This is a genomic window from Frankia sp. AiPa1 (assembly GCF_023243075.1).
Taxonomy (GTDB): domain Bacteria; phylum Actinomycetota; class Actinomycetes; order Frankiales; family Frankiaceae; genus Frankia.
Genome location: NZ_JALKFZ020000121.1, coordinates 1 through 24,885 on the forward strand (window position 1 = coordinate 1; position 24,885 = coordinate 24,885).

The following is a 24,885-nucleotide window of genomic DNA, read 5'->3' on the forward strand; positions in this document are numbered from 1 at the left end:
TGGGTTGTGGCGGGCGCCGCCGGGGCGGCGGGGGGGGGGGGGGGGCGGGGGCGGCGGGGGCGGGGGGGGGGGGGGCGCCCCGCGGCCGCCCCCCCCCCCCCCCCAGCGCGCGGATCTCCGCGCAGCCCAGCGCCGCGCGGCTGAACCACCGCGCGGTGACGTGAACGCGACGAGAAGGGACCAAAGGCGTGGCGGACTCAGCGGCCGGCCCCGTCGACCTGGTCGTCCTCGGCGGTGGCAGCGGCGGGTACGCCGCCGCGCTGCGCGCCGCCGAACTCGGCCTGAGCGTAGTTCTGATCGAGAAGGACAAGCTCGGCGGCACCTGCCTGCACCGAGGATGCATCCCGACCAAGGCGCTGCTGCACTCGGCGGAGATCGTCGACAACATCAACGACAGCGAGTCCTTCGGTATCCGCTCGACCTTCGACGGCATCGACATGGCGAAGGTCCACTCCTACAAGGACTCGGTCGTCGCGGGCCTGTTCAAGGGGCTGACCGGCCTGGTGCGCTCGCGCGGCATCGAGGTCGTCGAGGGTTTCGGGCGGCTGGTGTCGCCGACCGCGGTCGCCGTCGGCGACCGGGTGATCTCCGGACGGCATGTGCTGCTCGCCACCGGCTCGCAGCCAAAGACGCTGCCCGGGCTGGAGATCGACCACGAGCGGGTCATCACCAGCGACGACGCCCTGACGATCGACCGCGTGCCGCAGTCCGTCGTCGTGCTCGGCGCCGGGGCGATCGGCTGCGAGTTCGCCTCGGTGTGGCGTTCGTACGGAGCCGAGGTGACGATCGTCGAGGCGCTGGCGCACCTGGTTCCCCTTGAGGACGAGTCCAGCTCCCGGCTGCTGGAACGGGCGTTTCGCAAGCGCGGCATCGCGCTGGAGCTCGGCGCCCGATTCGCCGGAGTGAAGACGACCGATCACGGGGTGACGGTGTCGCTGGAGAGCGGCACGACGATCGACGCCGAGTTGCTGCTCGTCTCGGTGGGCCGCGGGCCGGTGTCGGCGGGCCTCGGCTACGAGGACGTCGGCGTCGCCACCGACCGTGGTTACGTTCTGGTCGACCGGGACCTGCGTACGAACATCCCGACCATCTCGGCGCTGGGCGACCTGCGCCCAGGTCTGCAGCTCGCCCACGTCGGCTTCGCCGAGGGCATCTATGTGGCCGAGCGCCTCGCGGGGCAGCGCCCCGTCCCGGTGGACCACGACAACATCCCCCGCGTCACCTACTCCCACCCCGAGGTCGCCTCGGTGGGGCTCACGGCGGCAGCGGCGCGGGAACGCCACGGCGAGATCCGTACCTACACATACAACCTTGCCGGTAACGGCAAGGCGCAGATCCTGCGCACCGCCGGGGCCGTCACCCTGGTGGCGCTGCCCGATGGTCCCGTGGTCGGCGTCCACATGGTCGGCGACCGGGTCGGCGAGCTGATCGCCGAGGCGGAGCTCATCACGAACTGGGAGGCCTATCCCGCAGAGGTCGCCCAGCTCATCCACCCGCACCCCACGCTGTCGGAGGCGCTCGGCGAGGCCCATCTGGCACTGGCCGGAAAGCCGTTGCACGTCCACGGCTAGGCCGGCGACGACCGCTCCCCGCGGACGGCCATGGCCGCGCATAACGTGCCACGCCGCACCGCACTCGCACCGCACCGCAGGTAACGCCCGCGGCGGGAAACCGCCTTCAGCATGTAATGCCCAGTTCAATCCGCCCCAGCAGGCAACGCCATAGCATCAAACGCCTCCGGCCGGCCGCTCTCGCGGTACATGCCGGATGCGACGAAGGAGTCGTTCCAGCATGTCTGTATCTGTCACGATGCCCCGGCTCGGGGAGAGTGTCTCCGAGGGAACCGTCACCCGTTGGCTGAAGCAGGAGGGCGAGCGCGTCGAGGCCGACGAACCGCTCCTCGAGGTCAGCACGGACAAGGTCGACACCGAGATCCCCGCCCCCGCGTCCGGTGTCATCAGCTCGATCAAGGTCGCCGAGGACGAGACCGTCGAGGTCGGCGTCGAGCTCGCGGTCATCGACGACGGCTCCGGCGGCGGCAGTGCCGCGCCCGCCGCCGAGGCCGCGACGCCCGCCGCACCCGAGCCGGAGCCCGAGCCCGAGCCGGCGAAGCCCGCCGCCGCAGCGCCGCCGCCCGCACCCACCCCGCCGCCCACGCCGGCCGCCGCGCCGGTCCGTGCCCCGGAGCCGGTGCCCGCCCAGGCATCGAGTGCTCCGGCACCGGCCGCCACCGCGAACGGTGACGGTGGCATCGGGCGCTACGTCACTCCGCTCGTCCGCAAGATGGCAGCAGAGTTCGGCATCGACCTCGCCGACGTGTCCGGCACCGGCCCGGGTGGGCGGATCACCAAGCAGGACATTCAGGATGCCGCCCGCGCAGGCGGTGCGGCACCCGCACCCGCACCCGCCGCCGCACCGGCACCGGCACCGGCCGCGACGGCTGCCCCGACCGCCCCGGCACCGATCGCCCCGGCCGCGGCCGCGCCAGCTGCCGCCGCACCCGCGGCGTCTGCCGTCCCGGCGCCTGTCCGTGGCCGCACGGAGAAGCTGTCCCGGCTGCGGGCCCTGGTCGCCCGGCGGATGGTCGAGTCGCTGCAGATCAGCGCCCAGCTGACCACTGTCGTCGAGGCGGACGTCACCCGTATCGCGAAGCTGCGCGACCGGGCGAAGGGCGGCTTCCAGTCCCGCGAGGGGCTCAAGTTGTCGTTCCTGCCCTTCTTCGCGCTCGCGACCTGCGAGGCGCTGCGCGAGTTCCCACAGCTCAACGCCAGCATCGACGTCGACGCGGGAACCGTCACCTACCACGGCGAGGAGAATCTCGGCATCGCCGTGGATTCCGAGCGCGGTCTCGTCGTGCCGGTCATTCACCACGGCGGTGACCTGAACCTGACCGGCCTGGCCCGCAAGATCGATGATCTGGCCAGTCGCACCCGCTCCAACAAGATCTCCCCCGACGAGCTGGGCGGCGGAACGTTCACCCTGACGAACACCGGCAGCCGCGGCGCCCTGTTCGACACGCCGATCATCAACCAGCCGCAGGTCGGCATCCTCGGCACTGGAATCGTGACCAAGAAGCCGGCGGTCATCGACGACCCCGACCTCGGCGAGATCATCGCGGTGCGGTCGACGGTCTACCTGTCGCTCACCTACGACCACCGCATCGTCGATGGCGCGGACGCCGCCCGCTTCCTGACATTCATCAAGCGGCGGCTCGAGGAGGGCGCCTTCGAGGCCGACCTGGGCCTCTGACCGCGCTGACCTTCGGCGGCACTGGCGCCGGTCCGCGCCTACGGCAGGTCGTGGCCGGTCGGCCGTCTCGCGTCGGGGACGGAGACCGGCCACGATGGTCGCCATGCGCATCGTGGTGACCGGGGCTTCCGGTCTGATCGGCTCGGCGCTCGTGCCCGCCCTGCGCGCCGACGGGCATGAGGTGAACGTCCTGGTGCGGCGCCCGCCCCGCGCCGGCGGCGAGATCGCGTGGGATCCGGCGGCCGGCCGGCTGGACCCGGCGGCGCTGGCCGGTGTCGACGCCGCGGTGCACCTCGCTGGCGCCGGCGTCGGCGACCACCGGTGGACGGCCTCCTACCGGCGCACGCTGCGGGACAGCCGGATCGCCGGCACCGAACTGCTGGCCCGGACGCTCGCCGGACTCGACCCGCGGCCACGGGTGCTGCTTTCCGGCAGCGCGATCGGCTGGTATGGCATCGACGCCGGCGCCGCCACGGGCCCGCTCGACGAGTCGGCGCCGGCCGGGGACGGGTTTCTCGCCCGTCTGGTCGAGGACTGGGAGGCCGCCGCCCAGCCGGCCCGGGAGGCGGGGATCCGAGTCTGCACGCTGCGCACCGGAATCGTGCTCGCGCCCGACGGTGGGGTGCTTGCCCGCCAACTGCCGCTGTTCCGCCTTGGACTCGGCGGACGGCTCGGGTCGGGCCGGCAGTGGCTGAGCTGGATCGCGCTGCCCGACCATGTCGGGGCGGTTCGCTTCCTGCTCGCCACCCAGCCGGTGTCGGGCCCGGTCAATCTGGTGGCCCCCGAACCAGTGACCAACGCCCGGTTCACCTCCGCACTGGCTGGCGCACTGCACCGGCCAGCGTTCGCCGCGGTACCCCGGGCCGCCCTACGCCTGGCACTCGGCGAGTTCGCCGACGAGGGAGTGCTGGCCTCCCAGCGTCTGGCGCCGACCGTCCTGACCACCGCGGGTTTCCGCTTCGCCCACAACGACATCGACGGCGCACTGCGGTCGATCCTGACCAGTCGATCCTGACCAGGTGACCATGACCTGCTGCTCCTGGTCAGACGTCTCTGGTCAGTTGACGACGTTGAGCGACTGCGACACCCGCCAGCCCACCGTGGTGTGCTGGAGTACGAGGTCGCGCTGGACCGGCGCCTTCGCGTCCTGGTGGCCGATGACCTGTCCGCCGGCATCGAGGAAGTCGTAGCTTTCCAGCCGGTCGGTGACCCGCAGGAGGGTCTGCCCTGAACTGCTGGACCGCACCTGCAGCGCGAGGATCTCGGTCCGCAGCGGCGAGGAGTGCGCGCCACGGCCGACGATCGTGCGGATCAGCTGCACGTCGCTGTTGTAGGCCTGGCTGCCAGGCACGTCCGAGTCCGCCAGCAGCACCTCCTTGCCCTGTTCGAACGCCCGGCTGCGGGCCGCGTTGAGCCCACCGAGGACACCGCGCCAGACCTGCTCGGGAGACTGCCCGGCGACCGGGGAGGCCGTCGGCTGGCCCGCGGGCGCGGACGTCGCCTGGGCGGCTCCCGCGGCGGCGGAGGCCGATGGCCGCCCGGAAGCGGGTGACGCGGACCGCGCCGGACCGCCATCGTCGGAGGGGTTGGTCAGCAACAGCACCGCGGCCACGACGGCGACGAACAGCCCCACGCCGGCGGTCGCCGGGAGCAACCAGCCTCGTTTCGGTGCTCCCTCGCGCCGCGGCCTGCGGGCCGAGCCGGAGGACCCGCCTGGCCGGGGCGCGGATCCGGCTGAACCGCGCCCCGGCCCCGCGTCGGTCGCCGACGGCCCCGCGGACGGCCCCGATTCCGACTCCTCGACACCGCCGGCGGCCCGGCGGTCGCGGGCCGCTGCCGCGGGGCCGTGGCCACTCGCCCGCGCCGCACGGCGCGTCGGCGTTGAGCGCCGCGGTGGCGGCGGCAACGAGTCGAGCAGTTCCCCGGCCGCCACGGCGGTGGCGCCGGTGGCTCCCCGGCCCGGTCGCCCGGACTCTCCCCGCCCGGCGCCCTCGCCCCCGCGGGTGCCGTCACCCCCCTGGCCGAGGCGGGCGCCGCCCAACAGCCGCGGTCGTGCGTCCCCGTCCTGCGCCACATCCGGCGGCACCGGCCGGGACGGCTGGCGGGCCGAGCGCCGCCCGGTGGCCGGCGGCTCGCTCGGTGCGGTCTCGGTGACCGGACCCCCGGTCTGTGCCGGAGCCGAGGAGCCCTGACCGGAGGGCACCGCGGCGGGGAGATCGGGCAGATCGAGCCGGACGGGCAGCGGTGTCGCGCTCCGGGCGAGCGCCGCGGCCACATCGTCGGCGCTCGGCCGCCGGTGGGCATCGTCGACCATCGCCGTGGCCAGAGCCACCGCCACCGCGGCCGCGTCCGGCCCGGTGGCCTCGCGCATCGACTCGAGCAGCATCGTCGCCAGGTCGTACACATCGCCCGCGGCCACCGTGGCGACCGCGGGCGACATGGGCGCGGTCCGCCCGGGGTCGGCCAGACCTGCGACTCCCAGCCCCACGAGCACCGGTCGACCGGTCGGCTCGAGCAGGATGTCCTCGCGGGCGAGCCGGCCGTGGACGATGCCGGCGGCGTGTGCGGCTCCCAGCGCCTGCGCGATCGGCAGACCGACGGTCACCACCTCGCCGGGGTCGAGCGCACCGCGGGCCGAGAGCAGCCGGGCGAGGCTGACCGCCCCGCTGACCGGCCCGGTGATCAGGGCCAGACCATCGGACGTCGGCAGCGCCATGATCACCGGGACCAGATGGGGATGGCTGAACCCGGTGAGCCCCTGCGCCGCAGCGAGAGCTGCCGAGCGCAACACCGGGTCGGGCGCCAGGCGCACCCGCCGCACGACGCACTCGGCGCCGGACTGCTCGATCTGCCCGGCCCACAGCTCACCGGCACCGGCGTCCCGCAGGCGTGAGCGCACACTCACGCCTGGCACATCGGGTGTGCCGCCGGCTCGCCGGGCCGGCCTGCCCGCGGGATCGTCCGAGAAGGTCACAAGTAGCGACGCTAGGCTCAAAACCGGCGGGGCAGCAGGCTTCTCGACCAGTTGTGGATAACTTTTTACGATCTCCTGGCCGGTTGTCCACGCAGCCCGCGCCGACGACCAGCCGACGACCAGAAAGCGATGCGCCGTGCAGATCCTCGCCACCAGCGCCGGTTTCGTCCCCGACGGCCGCTACGGCGCGCGGGTCGGCCCCGTCCTCACCCACGCCCTCACCCTGTCGGGTGCTGGGCCGCGCCCGCGGGTCTGCCTGTTGCAGACCGCCCTCGGTGACGACCAGGCCGCCTACGCCCGGGGCTACGCGGCGTTCAACCGGGACCGCCCGGACGTGCGGCTGTCCCATCTGGCCCTGTTCCCGATGCCGAACATCCCGGACATCCGGGCCCATGTGCTGGCCCAGGACGTGGTGTGGGTCGGCGGCGGAAGCGTCGCGAACCTGCTGGCGGTCTGGCGGGCGCACGGGCTCGGCGAGATCCTGCGCGAGGCGTGGCAGGCCGGCGTCGTCCTTGGTGGGGTGTCCGCCGGGTCGCTGTGCTGGCATGTCGGTGGCACCACCGACTCGTTCGGCCCGGACCTGCGTCCGGTGACGAACGGGCTGGGCCTGCTGCCGTTCAGCAACACTCCGCACTACGACTCCGAGCCGGGCCGGCGTCCGCTCTACCAGCGGCTCGTCGCCGACGGCACGCTTCCCGCCGGCTGGGCCACCGACGACGGCGTCGGGCTGCACTTTCAGGGGACCGAGCTGGTGGAGGCGGTGGCCGACCGGCCCAACGCCCGTGCCTGGCGGGTCGAGCCTGGACCGGACGGCGGCGTGGTCGAGACCCCGGTCGAGCCCAGGCTGCTGGCAGGGGCGTCCAAGGGTGATTCCCAGTAGCGAGATCGTACGTTCCCGCCGCGACGGAGCACACCCCGCGCGCAGTCCGGACAGCCGACGGGCGGGGCGTACGCTTTTGGGGTGGACGTGCTCAGGCTGGCCGTGGTCCCCTACCGCGAGGCGTGGGACCTGCAGCGCTCCCTCGCCGAGGCCCGCGTGGCCGACGAGGTGGACGACACCCTCATCCTGGTCGAACATCCCAGCGTCTACACGGCGGGCCGGCGCACCCAGCCCTTCGAGCGGCCGCTGGACGGCACCGAGGTGATCGATGTCGACCGGGGCGGTCGCATCACCTGGCACGGCCCCGGCCAGATCGTCGGCTATCCGATCCTGAAACTGCCTCGCCCGCTCGATGTGGTGGCCTACGTCCGTGCCCTGGAGCAGGCGCTGATCGATACCTGCGCCGAGTTCGGCCTGCGGACCCGCCGGGTCGAGGGCCGCAGCGGCGTCTGGACCGCGGATGGCCAGCGCAAGATCGCCGCGATCGGTGTACGGGTGCGCCGCGCCGTCACCACCCATGGTTACGCCCTGAACTGCCTGACCAAGCCGGACGGCTTCGGCCAGATCGTGCCCTGCGGGATCGCCGACGCCGGGGTGACGAGCCTGTCCGCCGAGCTCGGCCGGCCCGTGACCGTCGCCGATGCCCGTCCGGTGCTGGAGCGGCACACCGTCGCCGTGCTCGGCCGATATCTCGGTGGGCGTCATCTCGGGGACCGCGTCACCGCCCAGGTCGAGTCGGCGGATTCCCCCGTCCGTGGCGGACAACCCGGCCGGTCCACCGGTCCACGGCGGGAACCGACTGGCCGACCCGAGGAGCTGGTGGGATGACCGTCGCGCCGGAGGGCCGTTCACTGCTGCGCCTGGAGGTCCGCAACGCGCGGACCCCGATCGAGCGCAAGCCCCCGTGGATCCGCACCCGGATGCGCACCGGCCCCGAGTACCAGGACCTCAAGGGCCTCGTGCGGGGCGCCGGGCTGCACACGGTGTGCGAGGAGGCGGGCTGCCCGAACATCTACGAATGCTGGGAGGACCGGGAGGCGACGTTCCTGATCGGCGGGGACGTGTGCACCCGGCGGTGTGACTTCTGCCAGATCGACTCGGGCCGTCCCACCCCGCTGGACGCCGACGAGCCACGGCGGGTCGCCGAGTCCGTGCGCACCATGGGCCTGCGTTACGCCACCGTCACCGGGGTTGCCCGCGATGACCTCACCGATGGCGGCGCCTGGCTCTATGCCGAGACGGTCCGCAAGATCCACGAGCTCTCCCCCGAGACCGGGGTCGAGGTGCTGATTCCGGACTTCGGCGCCCGGCCCGACCAGCTCGGCGAGGTCTTCGCCGCCGAGCCCGAGGTGCTCGCGCACAACCTCGAGACCGTACCGCGGATCTTCCGGCGCATCCGCCCGGCATTCCGTTACGAGCGTTCGCTCGACGTGCTGCGCCAGGCTCGCGCGGCGGGGCTGGTGACCAAGTCGAACCTCATCCTGGGCCTCGGCGAGACGCCCGACGAGGTGCACGCGGCGATGCGGGACCTGCACGACGCCGGATGCGAGCTGCTCACTGTCACCCAGTACCTGCGACCCACCCCGCGGCATCATCCGGTGGAGCGCTGGGTGCGCCCCGAGGAGTTCCTCCGCTGGGAGCAGGCCGGCGCCGAGCTCGGGTTCGCCGGGGTGATGTCCGGCCCACTGGTCCGCTCCTCCTACCGGGCCGGCCGGCTGTATCAGCAGGCCATCACCGCACGTGGCGAAGATCCTGACCGGATGTCCGAATTTCCCCCGAGCAAACCCGTGACTTCTCACACGCAGTGATGGTGAGCCTGGTGGCCACCCCCGGACGGGGGTTAGGGTGGCACCACAGGTTCACCCCAGGTCACCAATGAGCTCACTCCAGGTCGCGATGGGTCTGTGTTCGCGGCCGAATGTTCTCGCCCCGCGTCGCTCCTTCCACCCGTGCCTACGACCGTGCCCGGGAGGTCGTTCCCGTCGTGCTCCGTTCACTGCTCAGCGTCCTTGAAGAGGCCACCCTGCTCGTGCTGCCGCACGGCGGCCAGAAGACTGCCCGGCGCAACGCCTGGCGAGCCGCCGCCGACCTGCAGGGCATCCGGAGTTATCGATGGCTCGAACCCGTCGCGGTCACCCCGCAGCGCCCCGCGCCCGGTCCCCCGCTCGCCGACGTCCCCTCGGCCGCTGACCGCCGACGGGCTGACGTGCCCCGGGCTGACCTCGGCTCCCGGGCTTTGGCGCCTCGGGCTGACGACGTGTCCCGGACTGATGACGTGTCCCGGACTGATGGTGCGCGGGCACGGGTGCCCGCTGAACGGGCGCTGGTCGAGCCGGCCCTCGCCGAGGGCGCATGCGCGGTCAGCGATCTCTTCGCGCCCGCGGGCTTGCCGCCCGCGGCCCACGCGGCCCGTTCGACCCGACGCGGCGGCCGACGTTCCGGCGCCCGCGTCCTGTTCCCCGCCGCGATCGCGCGTAGCTGACCAACCGGTCGGTGACCACCGTCCTGATCACCCAGCGGTGATGGTCACGCGGCGGAGGCTGCTGATCGCCTCGTGATGGCGGCGCTGATGGGACGAGGTCGTAGGCCGTAGGCTCGCGGTCATGGCACTGAGGAAGCAGCCACGGGACTCCGCCCCCGCGGCACCGCAGAAGAGCACGCCCGCGGGATCGGGCGGAAAGAACGGGACAGGCCGGGGCGGCGCCTCCGGTCGAGGCGGTGGCGACGACAGGGCCGGGCGGTCCACGGCCGATCGCGGCGCAGCCGCGGCGAAGACGAGTGGTCGCGGCGCGGCGGCACCATCGGCAGCACAGGGCACGGGTTTCCGTGCCCGACTGTCCCAGCTACGGCTCGTGTTCGCGATGACACGCAAGCGCGACCCACAGGTCCTGTGGATCACCCTTGCCGGACTCGGTCTTCCGCTCGCCCTCGGCATCGTCCTCGGCCTGTTTGTCGGCCCGCTGTATGTCTGGATCCCGATCGGCCTCCTGCTCGGCGTCGTCGTCGCCCTGAACCTGTTCAGCCGTCGGGTCCAGCGCACCGCCTACGCCGAGATGGAGGGCAAACCGGGCGCCGCCGCCGGAGTCGTCGAACGTATGCGGGGCGACTGGCGGATCACACCCGCGGTCGGCATCAACCGTAACCAGGATGTGGTGCACCGGGTGGTGTCCCGGGCCGGAGTGGTGATCATCGCCGAGGGCCGCGGCCGCGGGCCTCGGGAACTGCTCGCCGCCGAGAAACGCCGCATCCGCAAGGTGGTGGGCGACACCCCCATCACCGACATCATCGTCGGTACCGGCGAGGGCGAGACGCCGTTGCCGAAGCTTCAGAGCACCCTCATGCGGATGCGCCGCGCACTGCGCCGCGGCGAGGTGGATGCCCTCGACCGCAGGCTACGCGCCATGGGTGGTGCTGCCCTGCCCATCCCCAAAGGCCCGATCCCGCGCAACATCCCGCGCGGCGGACGCCCCCGCTAGGTCGCCTCTCCTCGATCTCCAGCCCACGGGACCCGCCGTCACCCCGGCCATCTCACCGTCCGTGGTCGCTTTCGGGGGTGGTGGCGCTGCTGATGCGCGGCGATGTCGCTTCTACCGGGTTTTTCGTCCGATTTGCACCTTCGTAACCCTGTAGAAGCGACATCGAGAGATAGAAGCGCTGGTCCGGTCGTCACGCGCGGCGGCGGGGAGGGCGGCGGCGGGGAGGGGGCCTGGCTGTGACTGGTCGGAGCTGACGGTGACGGCGCAGCCCCGCGTGCACCACCTGCCACCAGCCACTCGGTACGCCGGATGGTGCGCTTGCCGCCGAGGACGTCGGACGTGGTCCGAGCCCGACGACGGTCCGAGCCCGACGACGGTCCGAGCCCGACGACGGTCCGAGCCCGACGGTGGGTCCGAAACCCGGCGATGGTCGGGCCCGACAGGCGTCGGCGGCCGACGATGGCGGCTTACTGGTCAGCGCCGACCGGGTCGCGCACCACCACGGTGCCGGCGGCCCGGTCATGCGTGCCACGCAGGTCGCGGTCCCAGATCAGGACCGGTACGAGCAGCGCCAGCAGCAGGGTGCGCAGGGCGATCCACGGCCAGGACTGACTCGCCCGGTCCCGCAGCCGGATCACCCGCAGGCCCAGCAGCCGCATCCCGATCGTCTGCCCGGCGGCGCTGACCAGGATGAATTCCTCGAGCAGAAAAACCACATAGATCGCCAAGCCCCGGACGTCGGCCGAGAAGCGCAGTCCGACGAGGTAGAGCACGCCGACGATCAGATTCGCGGCGATCGCGTCGATGAGGTACGCGGCCAGGCGCGGGCCGAGGCCCACCACCGAGCCCCGGCCGTGCTCGGGCAGCCCCAACCGCACGCCCGGCGGCTGGTCACGCGGCATGCCAGGGCCCTCAAGCCAGCCACCAAGTGCTCGTCCCACGACGCAAGCCTATGCGCCCCGAAGACCTGCACCCAACGGGTCACCAAGAGTGATAAAGTCCCTTCCCGTAACATCGGCGAAACGACTTTGTGATGTCATGTGTCTGCCCGGGCATGACGAAAGACATCTGGACATGCCGCGATGTGCAGACCGGGAAGCGTGACGGGAGACTCGAGGACGAATGTTCACCAACGCCGAGGACGTGCTCCGCTATATCCGCGACGAGAAGGTACAGTTCATCGACGTACGGTTCTGCGACCTGCCCGGGATCATGCAACACTTTACGATTCCGACCCAGGTTTTCGCGGAGTCTGTCTTCACCGACGGCCTGATGTTCGACGGTTCTTCCATCCGCGGTTTCCAGGCCATCCACGAATCCGACATGCTGCTGCTCCCGGACCCGCAGACCGCCTTCGTCGACCCGTTCCGCGAGCATAAGACCCTGGCCATGACGTTCTTCATCCACGACCCGATCACCAAGGAGCAGTACTCGCGCGACCCGCGCAACATCGCCAAGAAGGCGGAGACCTACCTGCGCGGCACCGGGATCGCCGACACGGCCTACTTTGGGCCGGAGGCGGAGTTCTACATCTTCGACGACGTCCGGTACGACTACAACCCGTATGGCTCGATGCACCAGGTCGACTCGGTCGAGGCGGCCTGGAACACCGCGCGCAAGGAGGAGGGTGGCAACCTCGGCTACAAGCCGAGGTTCAAGGGCGGCTATTTCCCGGTGCCACCGACCGACCACTTCACCGATCTGCGCTCCGAGATGACCAGGGTGCTCTACCAGACCGGCATCACCGTCGAGATGCAGCACCACGAGGTCGGCACCGCGGGTCAGGCCGAGATCGACATTCGCTACGACACGCTCCTGAAGACCGCCGACAACCTGATGCTCTACAAGTACGTCATCCGCAACGTGGCCCGCAGCCGGGGCAAGACCGTCACCTTCATGCCCAAGCCGCTGTTCGAGGACAACGGGTCCGGCATGCACGTGCACTCAAGCCTGTGGAAGGACGGCGATCCGCTGTTCTACAGCGCCAACGGCTACGGTGGCCTGTCAGACCTCGCGCGCCACTACATCGGCGGCCTGCTGCACCACGCCCCGGCGCTGCTCGCGTTCACCAACCCGACGACGAACTCCTACCGGCGTCTGGTTCCCGGCTACGAGGCACCGGTGAACCTGGTCTACTCGGCGCGTAACCGGTCCGCCTGCTGTCGCATCCCGCTCGGCGGCGACTCACCGAAGGCCAAGCGGGTGGAGTTCCGCGTCCCGGATCCGAGCTGCAATCCCTACCTTGCCTTTGCCGCGATGCTCATGGCCGGCCTGGATGGAATCCGGAACAAGATCGACCCGCCGGACCCGATCGACAAGGACCTCTACGAACTGCCCCCGGATGAGCTCGCCGCCGTCCCGCAGGTGCCCGGCTCGCTGGAAAAGGTACTCGACGCCCTCGAGGCGGACCACGAGTTCCTACGCGAAGGTGACGTGTTCACGACCGATCTGATCGAGACCTGGCTAGACTACAAACGCCGCAACGAGGTGGACGCGATCCGGCTTCGGCCGCACCCCTACGAGTTCACCCTGTACTACGACATCTGAGCCGGTGATCCGACGGCTGAATGTTTCGCGGCGGGTGGCTGTTCCGACCGGTGGAAAATTGCCGGACATCGGCGCGGCACACGGGCCGGGCGGGCGGATCTGACACCCTGTCACCCGGCCGGCGGCAAGGACGACAGTCACCTACGAGAGATGAAGAATTAACAATCATGGAACGGTAAGGTAACAGGGCCCGACGAGGCTCCGACCGAACCCTCCCGTCATCGCGGCCTGGGTCGGCCTCCCCCTGGCCGACCACACAGTCGCACCGTGACGTACAGGACCAACAGCGGGGAGTAGTTGAGTGAGTTATCAGGCCGAGTACATCTGGATCGACGGCACCGAGCCCGACCCGCTGATGCGTAGCAAGACCCGCATCGTCAAGGACGGCAAGGAGCCGGAAATCTGGGGCTTCGACGGCTCAAGCACCAACCAGGCGCCGGGATCGAACTCGGACTGCGTGCTGCGTCCCGTCTTCGTCACGCCCGACCCACTCCGGGGCGGCGACAACCAGCTGGTGCTGTGTGAGGTCGAGCTGACCGACTTCACGCCGCACCCGACCAACACCCGGGCGTTCAGCCGCACCGTGGCCGAGAAGTACGCCGACATGTCGCCGAGCTTCGGCATCGAGCAGGAGTACACCTTCTTCAAGGACGGCCGTCCCTACGGCTGGCCCGAGGTCGGCTACCCCGCGCCGCAGGGTCCGTACTACTGCGGCGTCGGCGGTTCGAAGATGCCGGGCCGCGAGATCGTCGAGCGGCACACCCAGGCCTGCCTCGACGCCGGGCTCGCGATCGAGGGCACCAATGCCGAGGTCATGATGGGCCAGTGGGAGTTCCAGATCGGCGTTCTCCCCGCGCCCGCGATCGCCGACCAGATCTGGCTGGGCCGCTGGCTGCTGCACCGCATCGCCGAGGACTACGGCGTCGAGGTGTCGTTCGAGGCCAAGCCGATCGCCGGCGACTGGAACGGTGCCGGCGCGCACACCAACTTCTCCACCAAGCAGACGATGGCCGGCTGGGATGCCATCGTCGCCTGCTGCGAGGCGCTCGGCACCCGGGTCCTGGAGCACGTCACCCACTACGGGACGGGCATCCAGGACCGGCTGACCGGCAAGCACGAGACCGCCCCCTGGGACAAGTTCTCCTGGGGCGCCTCCGACCGCGGCGCGTCGGTCCGCATCCCGTGGGCCGTGGAGAAGGCGAAGAAGGGCTGGCTGGAGGACCGTCGTCCGAACGCCAACATGGACCCGTACCTGGTGTCCGCCCTGATGATCGACACCTGCTGCAGCGCGCTGGCCGGCGACAAGCCGACCCTGTTCGTACCGGAGCAGGGCACCCCTGTGGTCACCGGCGTCACCGCCAGCGTCTGACGGCCTGCCGGCCCGAAGCCGGCTCGTCCGCCCGGCCGCGGAACAGCGAAACATGGCAATGGTGGGACCGGACAGAAACGGCACGCAGCACAGCAGCACAGCCGGGGCGGTCGTGCGGGGGAGCGCGTACGCCCCGGTTTCTCCGCACATACTCCGCGGCTGCGCGACGGTGCGAACCGCGACGTGAGGCGACAGCCGGAAGGCCCGGCCTTCCGGCGTATGTGCTTCGTCGAGACGCGGCCGAACCGTGGCCGGGGCGCACAGGGCGCACTCAGCCCAAGTCTCGAACGAGGCACAGACGAGTCAGAAGGGACGAGAGCGAAGCTCAGCCGAAGTCCGCGGTCTCCTCGCGGGCGAAGATGGTCTCCACCACCTGTTCGGCACGCCGAGCCAGGCGCCCGTGCTCGACGAACAGTTCCGCGGCGCCACCTGCCGCCCACCCGGCGGCCCGCGCCGTCCGCTCGGCCTCCTGCGGGTCGGTCGGGATGAGATCGGGGTCGCGTCGACCGGCGAGCGTGCCCGCACCGCGGATGCGGGACGCGGACAGCCAGGCGGCCTGCAGATCGCCGGCGTCCCCCTCCCCCAGCAGTCCGGCGATGACCGCGGCGCGCAGCCCGGCGAGGGTCGAGGTGGTCCGCAGCGACGGCAGTTGCCGGGCATGGCGCAGCTGCAGGATCTGCACCGTCCACTCCACGTCGATGAGGCCACCGGGGCCGAACTTCAGGTGCCGGCCCGGGTCGACTCCGCGGGGTACCCGCTCCCGCCGCATCCGGCCGCGCAGCCGCACGATTTCGGCCAGCGCGGTGGCCGGCAGGGTGTAGGGATAGCGCACGGAGTCGATGAGCCGGCAGAACCGGTAGGCAAGATCCGGATCACCGGCCAACGGCCGGGCTCGCAACAGAGCCTGTGACTCCCAGTCCCTCGACCATCGCCGATAGTAGGACTCATATCCGTCGAGGGTGCGCGAGACCGGGCCGCTGCGGCCCTCCGGCCGCAGGGCCGTGTCCAGCCGCAGCGCCGGATCCGGTCCGGGCAGGGCCAGCAGCCGATGTAGTTCGCCGACAACGTCCGCAGCCGCCCGGGCCGCCACCTGCTCGGTCTCCCCGGCGCGGGCCTCGTGGACGATCACCACGTCGGCGTCGCTGGAGTAGGACATCTCGTCCCCGCCGAGCCGACCCATCGCGATGACGGCGATTCGCGCGGGCAGACGGTCGGGGTCGCCGCCGGCGACGCGGCGCTGCGCCACGAGCAGACTCGCCGCGATCGTCGCCGCCGCGGCGTCGCTGAGCGCCCTCCCGACCGCGGCGACATCGAGCAGCCCGAGCAGGTCGGCACAGGCGACTCGGACCAGCTCGACGCGGCGCACCGCCCGGGCCCGGCCCACGGCGTCCGCCCAGTCCGGGTTGCGGTGCACGATGGCCAGCAGCGTGCGCGAGAGTACCTCGCGGGGCACCGGCACCAGATCGGCCTCGGTGCGCAGCAGCCGCACCGACTCCGGCGCCCCCGCCATCAGCTCGGCCACGTAGGGGCTGGTCGCGAGCACCCGGGCCAGCCGGTCGGCGGCGCCGACGGAATCCCGCAGCAGCCGCAGATACCAGGGCACCCGGCCGAGTGCCTCGCTGACCTTACGGTAGGCCAGCAGCCCCGCGTCCGGCGTCGGCGCGTCGGCGAAGGTCGGCAGCAGCGTGGGCAGCAGATGCCGCTGGATCGCCGCGGTCCGGCTGACCCCCCTGGTCAGCGCCTCGATGTGCCGCAGCGAGCGTTCCGGCGCGGCGAAGCCCAGGGCGGTGAGCCAGTGCGCCGCCTCGGCGTGCGAGAGCCTGATCTCCTCGGTGGACAGCCGGGCGACCGCCTCCAGCAACGGCTGGTAGAACAACCGCTCGTGCAGGGACCGGACGGTGTGCACGATCCGGGCCCGGGCGGCCTCGAACTCGTCGGCGGTCCGCATACCCATCGAGCGGGCGAGCCAGCGCAGCTCGGACTGCTCTCGGGGCAGGCAGTGCACCCGCCGCAGGCTGCGCAGCTGCAGTCGATGCTCGGCGTTGCGCAGGAAGCGGTAGGCCTCGGCGAGAGCGGCGGCGTCGCGGCGCCCGACGTACCCACCGCGGGCGAGACCGTCGAGCGCGGCCAGCGTCGCGTTCTCCCGCAGCTTCGGGTCGGCCCGGCCGTGGACCAGCTGGAGCAGCTGCACCGCGAACTCCACATCGCGCAGGCCACCCGGGCCCAGCTTGAGATTGCGTTGCGCCTCCCCTCGCGGCAACGTCGACTCGACCCGTCGCCGCATGGCCCGCACGTCGGCGACGAAGTTCGGCCGGGACGACGCGGTCCACACCAACGGGGCCACCCTCGCGCAGAACTCCGCGCCGAGGCCCAGGTCGCCGGCGATCGGCCGGGCCTTGAGCAGCGCCTGGAACTCCCAGGTCCGCGCCCAGCGGTGGTAGTAGGCCACATGGCTGTCCAGGGTGCGCACCAAGGCGCCGTCCCGTCCCTCGGGCCGCAGGTTCGCGTCTACCTGGAACAGTGCTCCCGCGGAGGTCACCAGCCCAGCGGCCCGGACCAGGCCCTCGGCCAGCCGCGTCGCCGACCGCAGCATCGCGTCGACCCCGACCCCGACCCCGACGCCGACGCCGACGCCGACGCCGGCCGCCGCCCCAGCATCGCCCTGCCCGTCGGCACCAGCCTGCGCATCGGCCTCCGTGCCCGCCTCGGGCGGCGCGGCGACGAACAGGACGTCGACGTCGCTGACGTAGTTGAGTTCCCGGCCGCCACACTTGCCCAGGCCGATCACAGCCAGCCGCACGGGCGGCAGGTTCGCCGGCAGACCCGCGCGGGCGATCGCGAGGGCCGCGTCGAGCGCGGCTCCGGCAAGGTCGGCGAGCTCGGCGGTGGCGTCGTCCAGAGCAACGGCCCCGGTCAGATCCCGGGCGGCGACGGTGAGCAGCTCACGACGGTAGGCCACCCGCAGCGCGTCGAGAATCTCCGGCCCGTCCCCGGCGGCCCGGGGCGACGCCTCGGTCGGGTCGGCGCCGACCTCCCCCAGCAGCGTCGCCCGCATCTGGGCCGGATCCGGGCGCACGGACGCCAGCGCGTCGGGGGCCAGTACCTGCCAGTCGCCCGGATGGCGAGCCAGGTGATCTCCCAGCGCGCGGCTGGCCCCCAGCACCGCGCACAGCCGTTCCCGTAGGCCGGGGTGGTCCGCCAACGTCGACAGCAGACGCGGTCCGGCCTGCGGACCGAGCGCGTCGACCACCCGCTCAAGCGCCGCCAGCGCCAGGTCCGGATCGGCCGACGCGGCCAGCGCCGCCGCCACGGGATGGACGACGACCGCCGACGCGCCCGCGGGCAGCAGCGCGAGGCGCCCCATCGCGGCCGCCACCCGGTCGACGTCGGTGAAGCCGAGTCGCGCGAGCTGGGCGGCGATCGACCTGCCCCGAGCGTGATCGACAGCCGCCGGGCCGGGCCGCTGCGGTGTCACAGGACAGGCAGGTACCGGTCGATCTCGAACGGTGTGACCTGCCGCCGGTAGTCCTGCCACTCGGCCCGCTTGTTCCGCAGAAAGAACTCGAACAGCTCGTCTCCGAGGGTCTCCCGCACCAGCGACGACCCCTCCATCACCGTGATCGCGTCGGCCAGCGAGCCGGGAAGGGCGGAGATCCCCCGCTCGCGACGCTGCACCTCGGTCAGCGTCCAGACGTCGTCGGCGGCCGGCGCCGGCAGGTCGTAGCCGCCCTGGATACCCCGCAGCCCGGCGGCGAGCACCAGCGCGAAGGTCAGGTACGGGTTGCAGGCGCTGTCCGGCAGCCGGAACTCGACTCGGGTGGCCTGCGACTTGTGCAGTTTGTACAGCGGGACCCGGACCAGGGCGGACCGGTTGTTGTGCCCCCAGCAGACGTACGCGGGCGCCTCCAGTACCTCGCCGGCCCGCTGATCCCCGATCAGCCGCTTGTACGAGTTCACCCACTGGTTCGTGACGGCCGTGATCTCTGACGCGTGGGTGAGCAGTCCCGCGATGAACGACTTCGCGACCTTGGACAGCTGGTACTCGTCGGTCGGGTCGTGGAAGGCGTTGCGGTCGCCCTCGAACAGGCTCAGGTGGGTGTGCATGCCTGAACCCGCCTGGTCGCCGAACGGCTTGGGCATGAAGGTGGCGTAGATTCCCTGCCGCAGCGCCACCTCCTTCACCACCTGGCGGAACGTCATGATGTTGTCCGCGATGGTGAGCGCGTCGGCGTAGCGCAGGTCGATCTCCTGCTGCCCGGGAGCCACCTCGTGGTGACTGAACTCCACCGAGATGCCGAGCCGCTCCAGCATGCTGATCGCCTGCTGGCGGAAGTCGTGGCTGATGTCGTTCGGGGTCAGGTCGAAGTAGCCCGACTCGTCGACCGGTGGCGGCATCGGGCCGCCGCGCTTGGGCGGCTCCTTGAGCAGGAAGAACTCGATCTCCGGATGGGTGTAGAAGGTGAACCCGGCGTCAGCCGCCCGGGCCAGGGTGCGCCGCAGCACCCAGCGGGAGTCGGTGGCAGCCGCCGTCCCATCCGGCATCACCAGGTCGCAGAACATCCGCGCGGTCAGCGGATGCTCCCCTCGCCACGGCAGCACCTGGAACGTGGACGGGTCCGGTCGGGCCAGCATGTCCGCCTCGTGCACGCGGGCGAAGCCCTCGATGGCCGAGCCGTCGAACCCGATGCCCTCGGCCAGCGCCCCCTCGAGCTCGGCCGGGGAGATCTCGACGGACTTCAGGTACCCCAGCACATCGGTGAACCAGAGCCGCACGAAGCGGATGTCCCGCTCCTCGAGAGTCCGCAGCACGAACTCCTGCTGTTTGTCCATGGCGCCTCCACACTGAGGTGAGGACTCGACGATACGGGCCCCTCCGGCCTGAACGGGCCCCCTCACGTCCTCACCCGACCATAGCGATCCCCCACCCCGGCTGCCGTGATGTTGCACGCTGGCAACACCACCGCCCACAAAGCGTCACCGCCCAGCTGGTCAGGCACTCGTCAGCCTGGTCTGGTGGGTGTTCCGATACGCGGGCCGGCATCGTCGTCGAGCCCGTCGGCCCCCGCGGCAGCGCGTACCCAGGCCGTCGGAAGCTAGACGGGTCAGGTCAGGCCTGGCCCTTACGTCCCATCCCCAGTGCCTTGCGGTAAAGCTCGGGGACACGGTAACGCTCGGCGTCGTCACGCGAACCGAGGTCGATCCCGAGTAGGCCGACCTCCAGGCCCAGGTTCACCACGTCTGCTTCGACCCGGGCAAGCTCACCAGCGGGGAAGGGTGTACGTCCGGCCGCTCGCAGCGCCTCGAACAGCGGCCCGAGTTCCGGAAACTCCTCTTCCACGGAGCGCATCTCCTGGTCGCTGATGTCCTCCAGGGACTCGACCAGGGCCCGGGGCCGGATCAGGCTACGTTCGTAGGGCGCCGATCCGTGCCAGTCGCGCTCCCGTTCGGCCGCACGATCGAAAAGTCGGATGAGGGAGCGTGGAGAGTGATCGCCGTTGCTGTCCGCCAGCCGGTTCCAGACCCAGTTGTGGGTAAAGGCGGTCTTACCCCCGGAGACCCGCTCGCCTACCAGAACCCGCCAGACGTCGAGCACCTGGCCCTGCGACCAGGATTCGACCCGGTCCACCGCACCGTCCGGCAGCGCGTCCGGGACCTCGGTTCGGACGAGGCGGGCCACCACCGGCGCCCGCAGTGCCTGCTTGATCACTACTTTCAGATAGTCAGTCTGGTCCGCCCAGGACAACCGCGCCTCACGCCCATAGAAATGGGACTGGTTCGGCACCGGGACACTTCGGTAGATATCATCACGAATCAGAACTTTCATCCGTAGGCGGGACAGTTCGTCACCGCGCTCGCCCAGCAGGGCGAGTAGCCCCGCAACCCCCTCCCGCCGCCGTGCCAGATCAGCTGCCGTTGGGCCGAAACCGGCGTCCAGGCCATCGAACAACAGGAATGTCTGCTCATCGGTGGCCGCGTCCAGTTCTCTGATCCACTGCCACACCACCAACCCGGCATCCGGGACTGACAGGACGGCTCGCAGGTCCTGGACGAGGTCGATCTCGCTGTACTGCGACTCGGGTCCACGAACGCAGACAAGGCCACCGAAGATGGCGGGTACGGGCAGCCGCGGCCCGCCGCGCAGCCGCACCGTCACACCGATCAGCGCGGACCAGGCGACTCGCCAGTCGGTCCCCGTGTCCGCGATGATGGAGTCAACCGCCTTGAATGTGTCGCTCGACGGTGTCCACGCACGGCGCGCCAGACCGGATGGGCTGGTTACGGCGACACCGCCTGCCATCGCGAGCTTGCGGAACAGTGCTGTCTTGCCGGTGCCCTTTCGGCCGCGGATCAGTGGTCGGTCCGGCCTCAGCGCCTGCTGAATGATCCCGGTGCGCAGGTAGGTCTCTTCGAATTCGTCGTCAGACTGGGCCTCCGCGATGCCAGCCGACATCCGCAACCCGGCAAGGGCCGCCGCTTTCGTGGTGGTCACCAACGACGGCGCCCCGGGAATGGCGGTGGTGGCGTGGACAGTGTCCGGCCGGATCGTGGCGGAACGCGAGACAAAACCCTTGATCCACTCGCTGACCGGCGCATAGGCGCTGGCACCAGACTCGGCAGTCACCGCGTCCGTGCTAGCCATACCTTCGCTGTACCCCACGACGTGTATGAGCTCATCCACGTCGGGAAACGCCGGTCGGCCGTCCTTGAGGACCGCCGGAGCCAGCCACTCACTGACCCAGTTCGCGGCGCGATCCTCGTAGTAGCGGCGGGTTTCCGGTAGACCGCCAGGAACCGGGCTGACCAGGAACCGCGGCTCAGGGGTATAGGTGCGCTCGGAGCGCGCAGCGAGCAGAGCACGGGTCAGTGCGCCCGTACCCACTTTGGATTGCGGATGCGGGAAGAAGGTGACGACGGCCAGATCGGCGAGATCAAAGAGCAGCGGGGCCGACAGCGGGCTGATGCCGGTCCGAGCGTCGATGAGGACGATCTGCGGCGCGATCCGCAGGCCGCCAACGGCGGATAGCAACATCCGCAGCGGATTGTCCTCCTCCCGATACCAGGAGGCGGGATCCAGCTGGGCAAGCCGGCGAGCATAGTCGGCGTCCGGATGACCCGCCGGAAGCAGATAGAGCTCCCGGTCGGGATGCACGCGCAGCAGGTGCGGCGTGACGTCCGGAAGCGCGCCGGCGATCTCCGCACCCAGCAACAGCGGGACGACTCCCTGATCACGCCGAACCTCACGCTCGACGTCGAAAAGCGCGGCAAGCCCAGGTGCCTCCAAGTCCATGTCGATGCAGAGGACCCGATGCTCCTGCGCGAGCAACTGCGCCGTGTGAGCCAACGCGGTGGATCGGCCCACTCCTCCCCGCAGGGAATAGAACGTCGCGACCAGCGGAGCAGCAAGGAAATCGTCCGACCGTGACGGTAGCCGAACCTCGATTTTGTCCCGGAGTTCGCCGCGAGCCAGCGAATCCGGCCACAGCGGGAGATCGGAAACTGGGACCCGCAGTGGATCGTCGGTCCCCTCGGCCGCAGCGATGTCATTCTCGGCTGGAGCGAGGAGGCGGAAGTAGGCAATGTCGTCGTCTGCAATAAAGGGGCCGAGTGAACGGTCACGTCGTTCCGACGGAGGCAGTCCCTCAAAGGTGCGGCTTACCACCCGGATCCGGTAGCCCCGAAAAGGATCGGGGACCACCCAGGCGACGGCCTGCGGATCGTCGCCGCGCAGACGGTCGAGGATGGATTTACGAACAGCATCGGCCTCAGCCTGCTTCCTGTCCGGCATCTCGCCCCCTTCTGCCTCGTTGCCAGCTCGTTGTCAGCGTAGCCGTCGGAGCCGGTGGGCCAGGAGCTTGGCCAGCTGCCGGGCGCTGGCGAGTTCTCGCTCGTAGTCGGCCTCGGGGGAGAGCACCGGGTCGTAGCGCATCTCGACAGTGCGACGATCCGCATACTCACGCACATCGTGCGGCAGGTCAGCTCGGCGAAAACCGCAGTCCGCCAGCAGAACATCAAGATCGTGTATCTTCTTGACCGACCCGCCGTTCAGGGCGGCCCCGAGGGCTTTGGCGTATGCCTCGACCACATATCCGGTGAGGTAGAGAGCGCCAAGCTGCCGCGCCTTCGCATGCAGCACCTCGGCATCCTGACCGCGTTCGCGAGCTACGGCAACCCAGTGATCGATCTGCCTTCTTCTGCCTGGCTTCAGCACCCACCCCCGTCTGCCTGATGACGACAGGGCGCACTGTAACCACAATCGGTGTCACAGATCCGAGCCGAGACCAACTGCGGACAACAGGCAGACGACATGGAGGACCACGGAGCGCGCTCGGAACTGCGAATGCCCCCATGTCCGCGCCCCGGGATCTCGGCGTCAGACCTGGATGCGGCGTTCGACGGCGTCGAGGATCTCGGCGATGGCGTCGTCGACGGGGACGCCGTTGCGCTGGGAGCCGTCGCGGAAACGGAAGGAGACGGCGCCGGCGGCCACGTCATCGTTGCCGGCCAGGAGCATGAACGGGACCTTCTGCTTCTGCGCGGTGCGGATCTTCTTCTGCATCCGTTCGTCGGAGGCATCGACCTCGACCCGGATGCCGTGACCGGACAGGCGGCGGGCGATCTCGTCGAGGTAGGGCACGTGCTCGTCGGTGATGGGAATGCCGAGGACCTGCACGGGGGCGAGCCACGGCGGGAGGGCACCGGCGTAGTGCTCCAGCAGGATGGCGAGGAAGCGCTCGATCGTCCCGAACAGGGCCCGGTGAATCATGAACGGGCGCTTGCGGGTGCCGTCCGCGGCCTGGTATTCGAGGTCGAAACGCTGCGGGAGCTGGAAGTCGACCTGGATGGTGGACAGCTGCCAGGTCCGGCCGATCGCGTCTCGGGCCTGCACGGAGATCTTCGGGCCGTAGAACGCGCCGCCACCCGGGTCCATGACGAGTTCCAGGTCCTGCTTCTGGGCGGCCTCGCGCAACAGGTCGGTCGCCTCGGCCCATTCCTCGTCGGTGCCCACGGCCTTCCCCTCGGGGCGGGTCGAGAGCTCCAGGTAGAAGTCGTCGAGCCCGTAGTCGCGCAGGAGGCCCAACACGAAGCTCAGCGTGCTGTCGAGCTCGGTGGGCAGCTGCTCGCGGGCACAGAACAGGTGCGCGTCGTCCTGGGTGAGACCGCGCACCCGGGTAAGACCGTGCACCACGCCGGACTTCTCGTAGCGGTAGACGGTGCCGAACTCGAACAGCCGCAGCGGCAGCTCCCGGTACGACCGGCCGCGGGACCGGTAGATCAGGATGTGCATCGGGCAGTTCATCGGCTTGAGGTAGTAATCGGTGCCGCCGTCGAGCTGCATGGGCGGGTACATGCCGTCCGCGAACCAGTCGAGATGCCCGGAGATCTCGTACAGGTCGGACTTGGAGATGTGCGGGGTGTTGACGAACGAATAGCCCGCCTCGGTGTGCCGGCGGCGCGAGTAGTCCTCCATGGCGGTGCGGATGGCGCCGCCCTTGGGATGGAACACCGACAGGCCGGGGCCGATCTCGGTCGGGAAGGAGAACAGGTCGAGTTCGGCGCCGAGACGGCGATGGTCGCGCCGTTCGGCCTCGGCGAGGCGGGTCTGGTAGTCCTTCAGCGCCTCACGGGACTCCCAGGCGGTGCCGTAGATCCGCTGCAGTTGCGGGTTCTTCTCGCTGCCCCGCCAGTAGGCCGCGGCCGAGCGCAGGATGGCGAAGGCGGGGATGGAGCGGGTGGTCGGCACGTGCGGCCCGCGGCAGAGGTCCTTCCAGCACAGCTCGCCGGTCTTCGCGTCCAGGTTGTCATAGATTGTCAGTTCACCGGCGCCGACCTCGACGCTCGCCTCGGCATCCTCGCCGGCGCTCGACTTGAGACCGATCAGCTCCAGCTTGTACGGCTCGTCGGCGAGCTCGGCGCGGGCCGACTCGTCGGTGACGACCCGCCGCGAGAAACGCTGGCCGGACTTGATGATCGTCTGTGCCTTCTTTTCAATGGCCTTCAGATCGTCCGGGGTGAACGGGGTCTCGACGTCGAAGTCGTAGTAGAAACCGTTCTCGATCGGCGGCCCGATCCCCAGGCGCGCCTTGGGGAACAGTTCCTGCACGGCCTGGGCGACGACGTGCGCCGCGGAATGCCGCACGATCGCCCGCCCGGCCGGCGATTCGAGGACGATCGGCTCGACGACCGCGCCATCGGCGAGGACATGGGTAAGGTCGCGCTGCTGGCCGTCGACCAACGCTGCGATGACCGAGCGGTCGTCCGCGAACAGGCCGGCGGCCGTCGTCCCGCCTGGCACCACCCGCGGCTCGCTGCGCTGGTCATGCTGGACGGTCACGCGGACGTCGGACACCGAAAATCTCCTGTGTGCGAGGGGACGCAGGCGTGGGGATCC

The 24,885-nt window shown here is 70.7% G+C and carries 17 protein-coding genes; 10 read left to right on the forward strand and 7 right to left on the reverse strand.

Going from position 1 to position 24,885, the window contains the following annotated elements:
• The first annotated feature begins 188 nt into the window (after window positions 1-188).
• The 3 genes from lpdA (at window position 189) to MXD95_RS10085 (ending at window position 4,264) form a co-directional block, all read left to right on the forward strand.
• Window positions 189-1,571 carry a dihydrolipoyl dehydrogenase gene (gene lpdA, locus MXD95_RS10075; RefSeq protein WP_250640300.1) on the forward strand — a complete coding sequence of 461 codons (1,383 nt, stop codon included), beginning with the start codon at window positions 189-191 and terminating at the stop codon, window positions 1,569-1,571.
• A gap of 220 nt (window positions 1,572-1,791) precedes the next feature.
• Complete coding sequence (gene sucB, locus MXD95_RS10080; RefSeq protein ID WP_250640301.1) at window positions 1,792-3,249, forward strand: 2-oxoglutarate dehydrogenase, E2 component, dihydrolipoamide succinyltransferase; 1,458 nt, start codon at window positions 1,792-1,794, stop codon at window positions 3,247-3,249.
• 103 nt (window positions 3,250-3,352) lie between these two features.
• Window positions 3,353-4,264 (forward strand): TIGR01777 family oxidoreductase, encoded by a 912-nt coding sequence (locus MXD95_RS10085; RefSeq protein WP_250640302.1) that lies wholly within the window; start codon window positions 3,353-3,355, stop codon window positions 4,262-4,264.
• A 42-nt stretch (window positions 4,265-4,306) separates the two neighbouring features.
• Here the strand turns inward: MXD95_RS10085 and MXD95_RS10090 are convergent, their stop codons facing one another.
• Entirely contained in the window at window positions 4,307-6,154 is a 1,848-nt protein-coding gene (locus MXD95_RS10090) for a serine/threonine-protein kinase (RefSeq protein WP_250640303.1), read from the reverse strand.
• Between the two features lie 205 nt (window positions 6,155-6,359).
• Here MXD95_RS10090 and MXD95_RS10095 point away from each other — a divergent pair, with 205 nt between their 5' ends.
• From MXD95_RS10095 to MXD95_RS10115, 5 genes are all read left to right on the forward strand, one after another.
• Window positions 6,360-7,103: a Type 1 glutamine amidotransferase-like domain-containing protein gene (locus MXD95_RS10095; RefSeq protein WP_250640304.1), complete on the forward strand. Its 744-nt coding sequence runs from the start codon at window positions 6,360-6,362 to the stop codon at window positions 7,101-7,103.
• An 81-nt stretch (window positions 7,104-7,184) separates the two neighbouring features.
• Window positions 7,185-7,931 carry a lipoyl(octanoyl) transferase LipB gene (gene lipB / locus MXD95_RS10100; protein ID WP_250640305.1) on the forward strand — a complete coding sequence of 249 codons (747 nt, stop codon included), beginning with the start codon at window positions 7,185-7,187 and terminating at the stop codon, window positions 7,929-7,931.
• Window positions 7,928-8,911, forward strand: a complete 984-nt coding sequence (gene lipA / locus MXD95_RS10105) for a lipoyl synthase (protein ID WP_250640306.1) — start codon at window positions 7,928-7,930, stop codon at window positions 8,909-8,911. The genes lipB and lipA overlap by 4 nt, the downstream gene beginning before the upstream one ends.
• A gap of 110 nt (window positions 8,912-9,021) precedes the next feature.
• A complete protein-coding gene (locus MXD95_RS10110; RefSeq protein ID WP_250640307.1) occupies window positions 9,022-9,585 on the forward strand; it encodes a hypothetical protein in 564 nt (187 codons plus the stop codon).
• Window positions 9,586-9,706: 121 nt separating this feature from the next.
• Window positions 9,707-10,579: a DUF4191 domain-containing protein gene (locus MXD95_RS10115; protein ID WP_250640308.1), complete on the forward strand. Its 873-nt coding sequence runs from the start codon at window positions 9,707-9,709 to the stop codon at window positions 10,577-10,579.
• A gap of 467 nt (window positions 10,580-11,046) precedes the next feature.
• Here the strand turns inward: MXD95_RS10115 and MXD95_RS10120 are convergent, their stop codons facing one another.
• Window positions 11,047-11,520, reverse strand: a complete 474-nt coding sequence (locus MXD95_RS10120; protein ID WP_250640309.1) for an RDD family protein — start codon at window positions 11,518-11,520, stop codon at window positions 11,047-11,049.
• A 181-nt stretch (window positions 11,521-11,701) separates the two neighbouring features.
• On the opposite strand from MXD95_RS10120, the gene glnA (MXD95_RS10125) reads away from it, so the two are divergent.
• Together glnA (MXD95_RS10125) and glnII are read left to right on the forward strand one after the other, a co-directional pair.
• On the forward strand, window positions 11,702-13,126 hold the full coding sequence (glnA, locus tag MXD95_RS10125; protein ID WP_250640310.1) for a type I glutamate--ammonia ligase: 1,425 nt from the start codon (window positions 11,702-11,704) through the stop codon (window positions 13,124-13,126).
• Window positions 13,127-13,427: 301 nt separating this feature from the next.
• The gene (gene glnII / locus MXD95_RS10130; RefSeq protein WP_250640311.1) at window positions 13,428-14,495 is read left to right on the forward strand and encodes a glutamine synthetase GlnII; all 1,068 of its coding nucleotides are present in this window, start codon (window positions 13,428-13,430) and stop codon (window positions 14,493-14,495) included.
• A 325-nt stretch (window positions 14,496-14,820) separates the two neighbouring features.
• Here the strand turns inward: glnII and MXD95_RS10135 are convergent, their stop codons facing one another.
• The 5 genes from MXD95_RS10135 to thrS all read right to left on the reverse strand — a co-directional run bounded on the left by MXD95_RS10135 (window position 14,821) and on the right by thrS (window position 24,843).
• A complete protein-coding gene (locus tag MXD95_RS10135) occupies window positions 14,821-17,970 on the reverse strand; it encodes a bifunctional [glutamine synthetase] adenylyltransferase/[glutamine synthetase]-adenylyl-L-tyrosine phosphorylase (protein ID WP_250640312.1) in 3,150 nt (1,049 codons plus the stop codon).
• Window positions 17,967-19,325, reverse strand: coding sequence for a type I glutamate--ammonia ligase (glnA, locus tag MXD95_RS10140; RefSeq protein ID WP_250640313.1), 1,359 nt, complete (start codon window positions 19,323-19,325; stop codon window positions 17,967-17,969). The genes MXD95_RS10135 and glnA (MXD95_RS10140) overlap by 4 nt, the downstream gene beginning before the upstream one ends.
• 277 nt (window positions 19,326-19,602) lie before the next feature.
• On the reverse strand, window positions 19,603-22,281 hold the full coding sequence (locus tag MXD95_RS10145) for a KGGVGR-motif variant AAA ATPase (RefSeq protein WP_250640314.1): 2,679 nt from the start codon (window positions 22,279-22,281) through the stop codon (window positions 19,603-19,605).
• 33 nt (window positions 22,282-22,314) lie between these two features.
• A complete protein-coding gene (locus MXD95_RS10150) occupies window positions 22,315-22,704 on the reverse strand; it encodes a HEPN domain-containing protein (RefSeq protein ID WP_308301475.1) in 390 nt (129 codons plus the stop codon).
• 162 nt (window positions 22,705-22,866) lie between these two features.
• Entirely contained in the window at window positions 22,867-24,843 is a 1,977-nt protein-coding gene (gene thrS / locus MXD95_RS10155; protein WP_250640316.1) for a threonine--tRNA ligase, read from the reverse strand.
• Between the last annotated feature and the right edge of the window lie 42 nt (window positions 24,844-24,885).

What these genes read in the sequence shown, in the direction of transcription:
- lipA (WP_250640306.1), top strand. Translation starts at nt 7,928, where the DNA reads ATGACCGTCGCGCCGGAGGGCCGTTCACTGCTGCGCCTGGAGGTCCGC.
- MXD95_RS10115 (WP_250640308.1), top strand. Translation starts at nt 9,707, where the DNA reads ATGGCACTGAGGAAGCAGCCACGGGACTCCGCCCCCGCGGCACCGCAG.
- sucB (WP_250640301.1), top strand. Translation starts at nt 1,792, where the DNA reads ATGTCTGTATCTGTCACGATGCCCCGGCTCGGGGAGAGTGTCTCCGAG.
- glnA (WP_250640310.1), top strand. Translation starts at nt 11,702, where the DNA reads ATGTTCACCAACGCCGAGGACGTGCTCCGCTATATCCGCGACGAGAAG.
- MXD95_RS10145 (WP_250640314.1), bottom strand. Translation starts at nt 22,281, where the DNA reads ATGCCGGACAGGAAGCAGGCTGAGGCCGATGCTGTTCGTAAATCCATC.
- MXD95_RS10085 (WP_250640302.1), top strand. Translation starts at nt 3,353, where the DNA reads ATGCGCATCGTGGTGACCGGGGCTTCCGGTCTGATCGGCTCGGCGCTC.
- MXD95_RS10110 (WP_250640307.1), top strand. Translation starts at nt 9,022, where the DNA reads ATGTTCTCGCCCCGCGTCGCTCCTTCCACCCGTGCCTACGACCGTGCC.
- glnA (WP_250640313.1), bottom strand. Translation starts at nt 19,325, where the DNA reads ATGGACAAACAGCAGGAGTTCGTGCTGCGGACTCTCGAGGAGCGGGAC.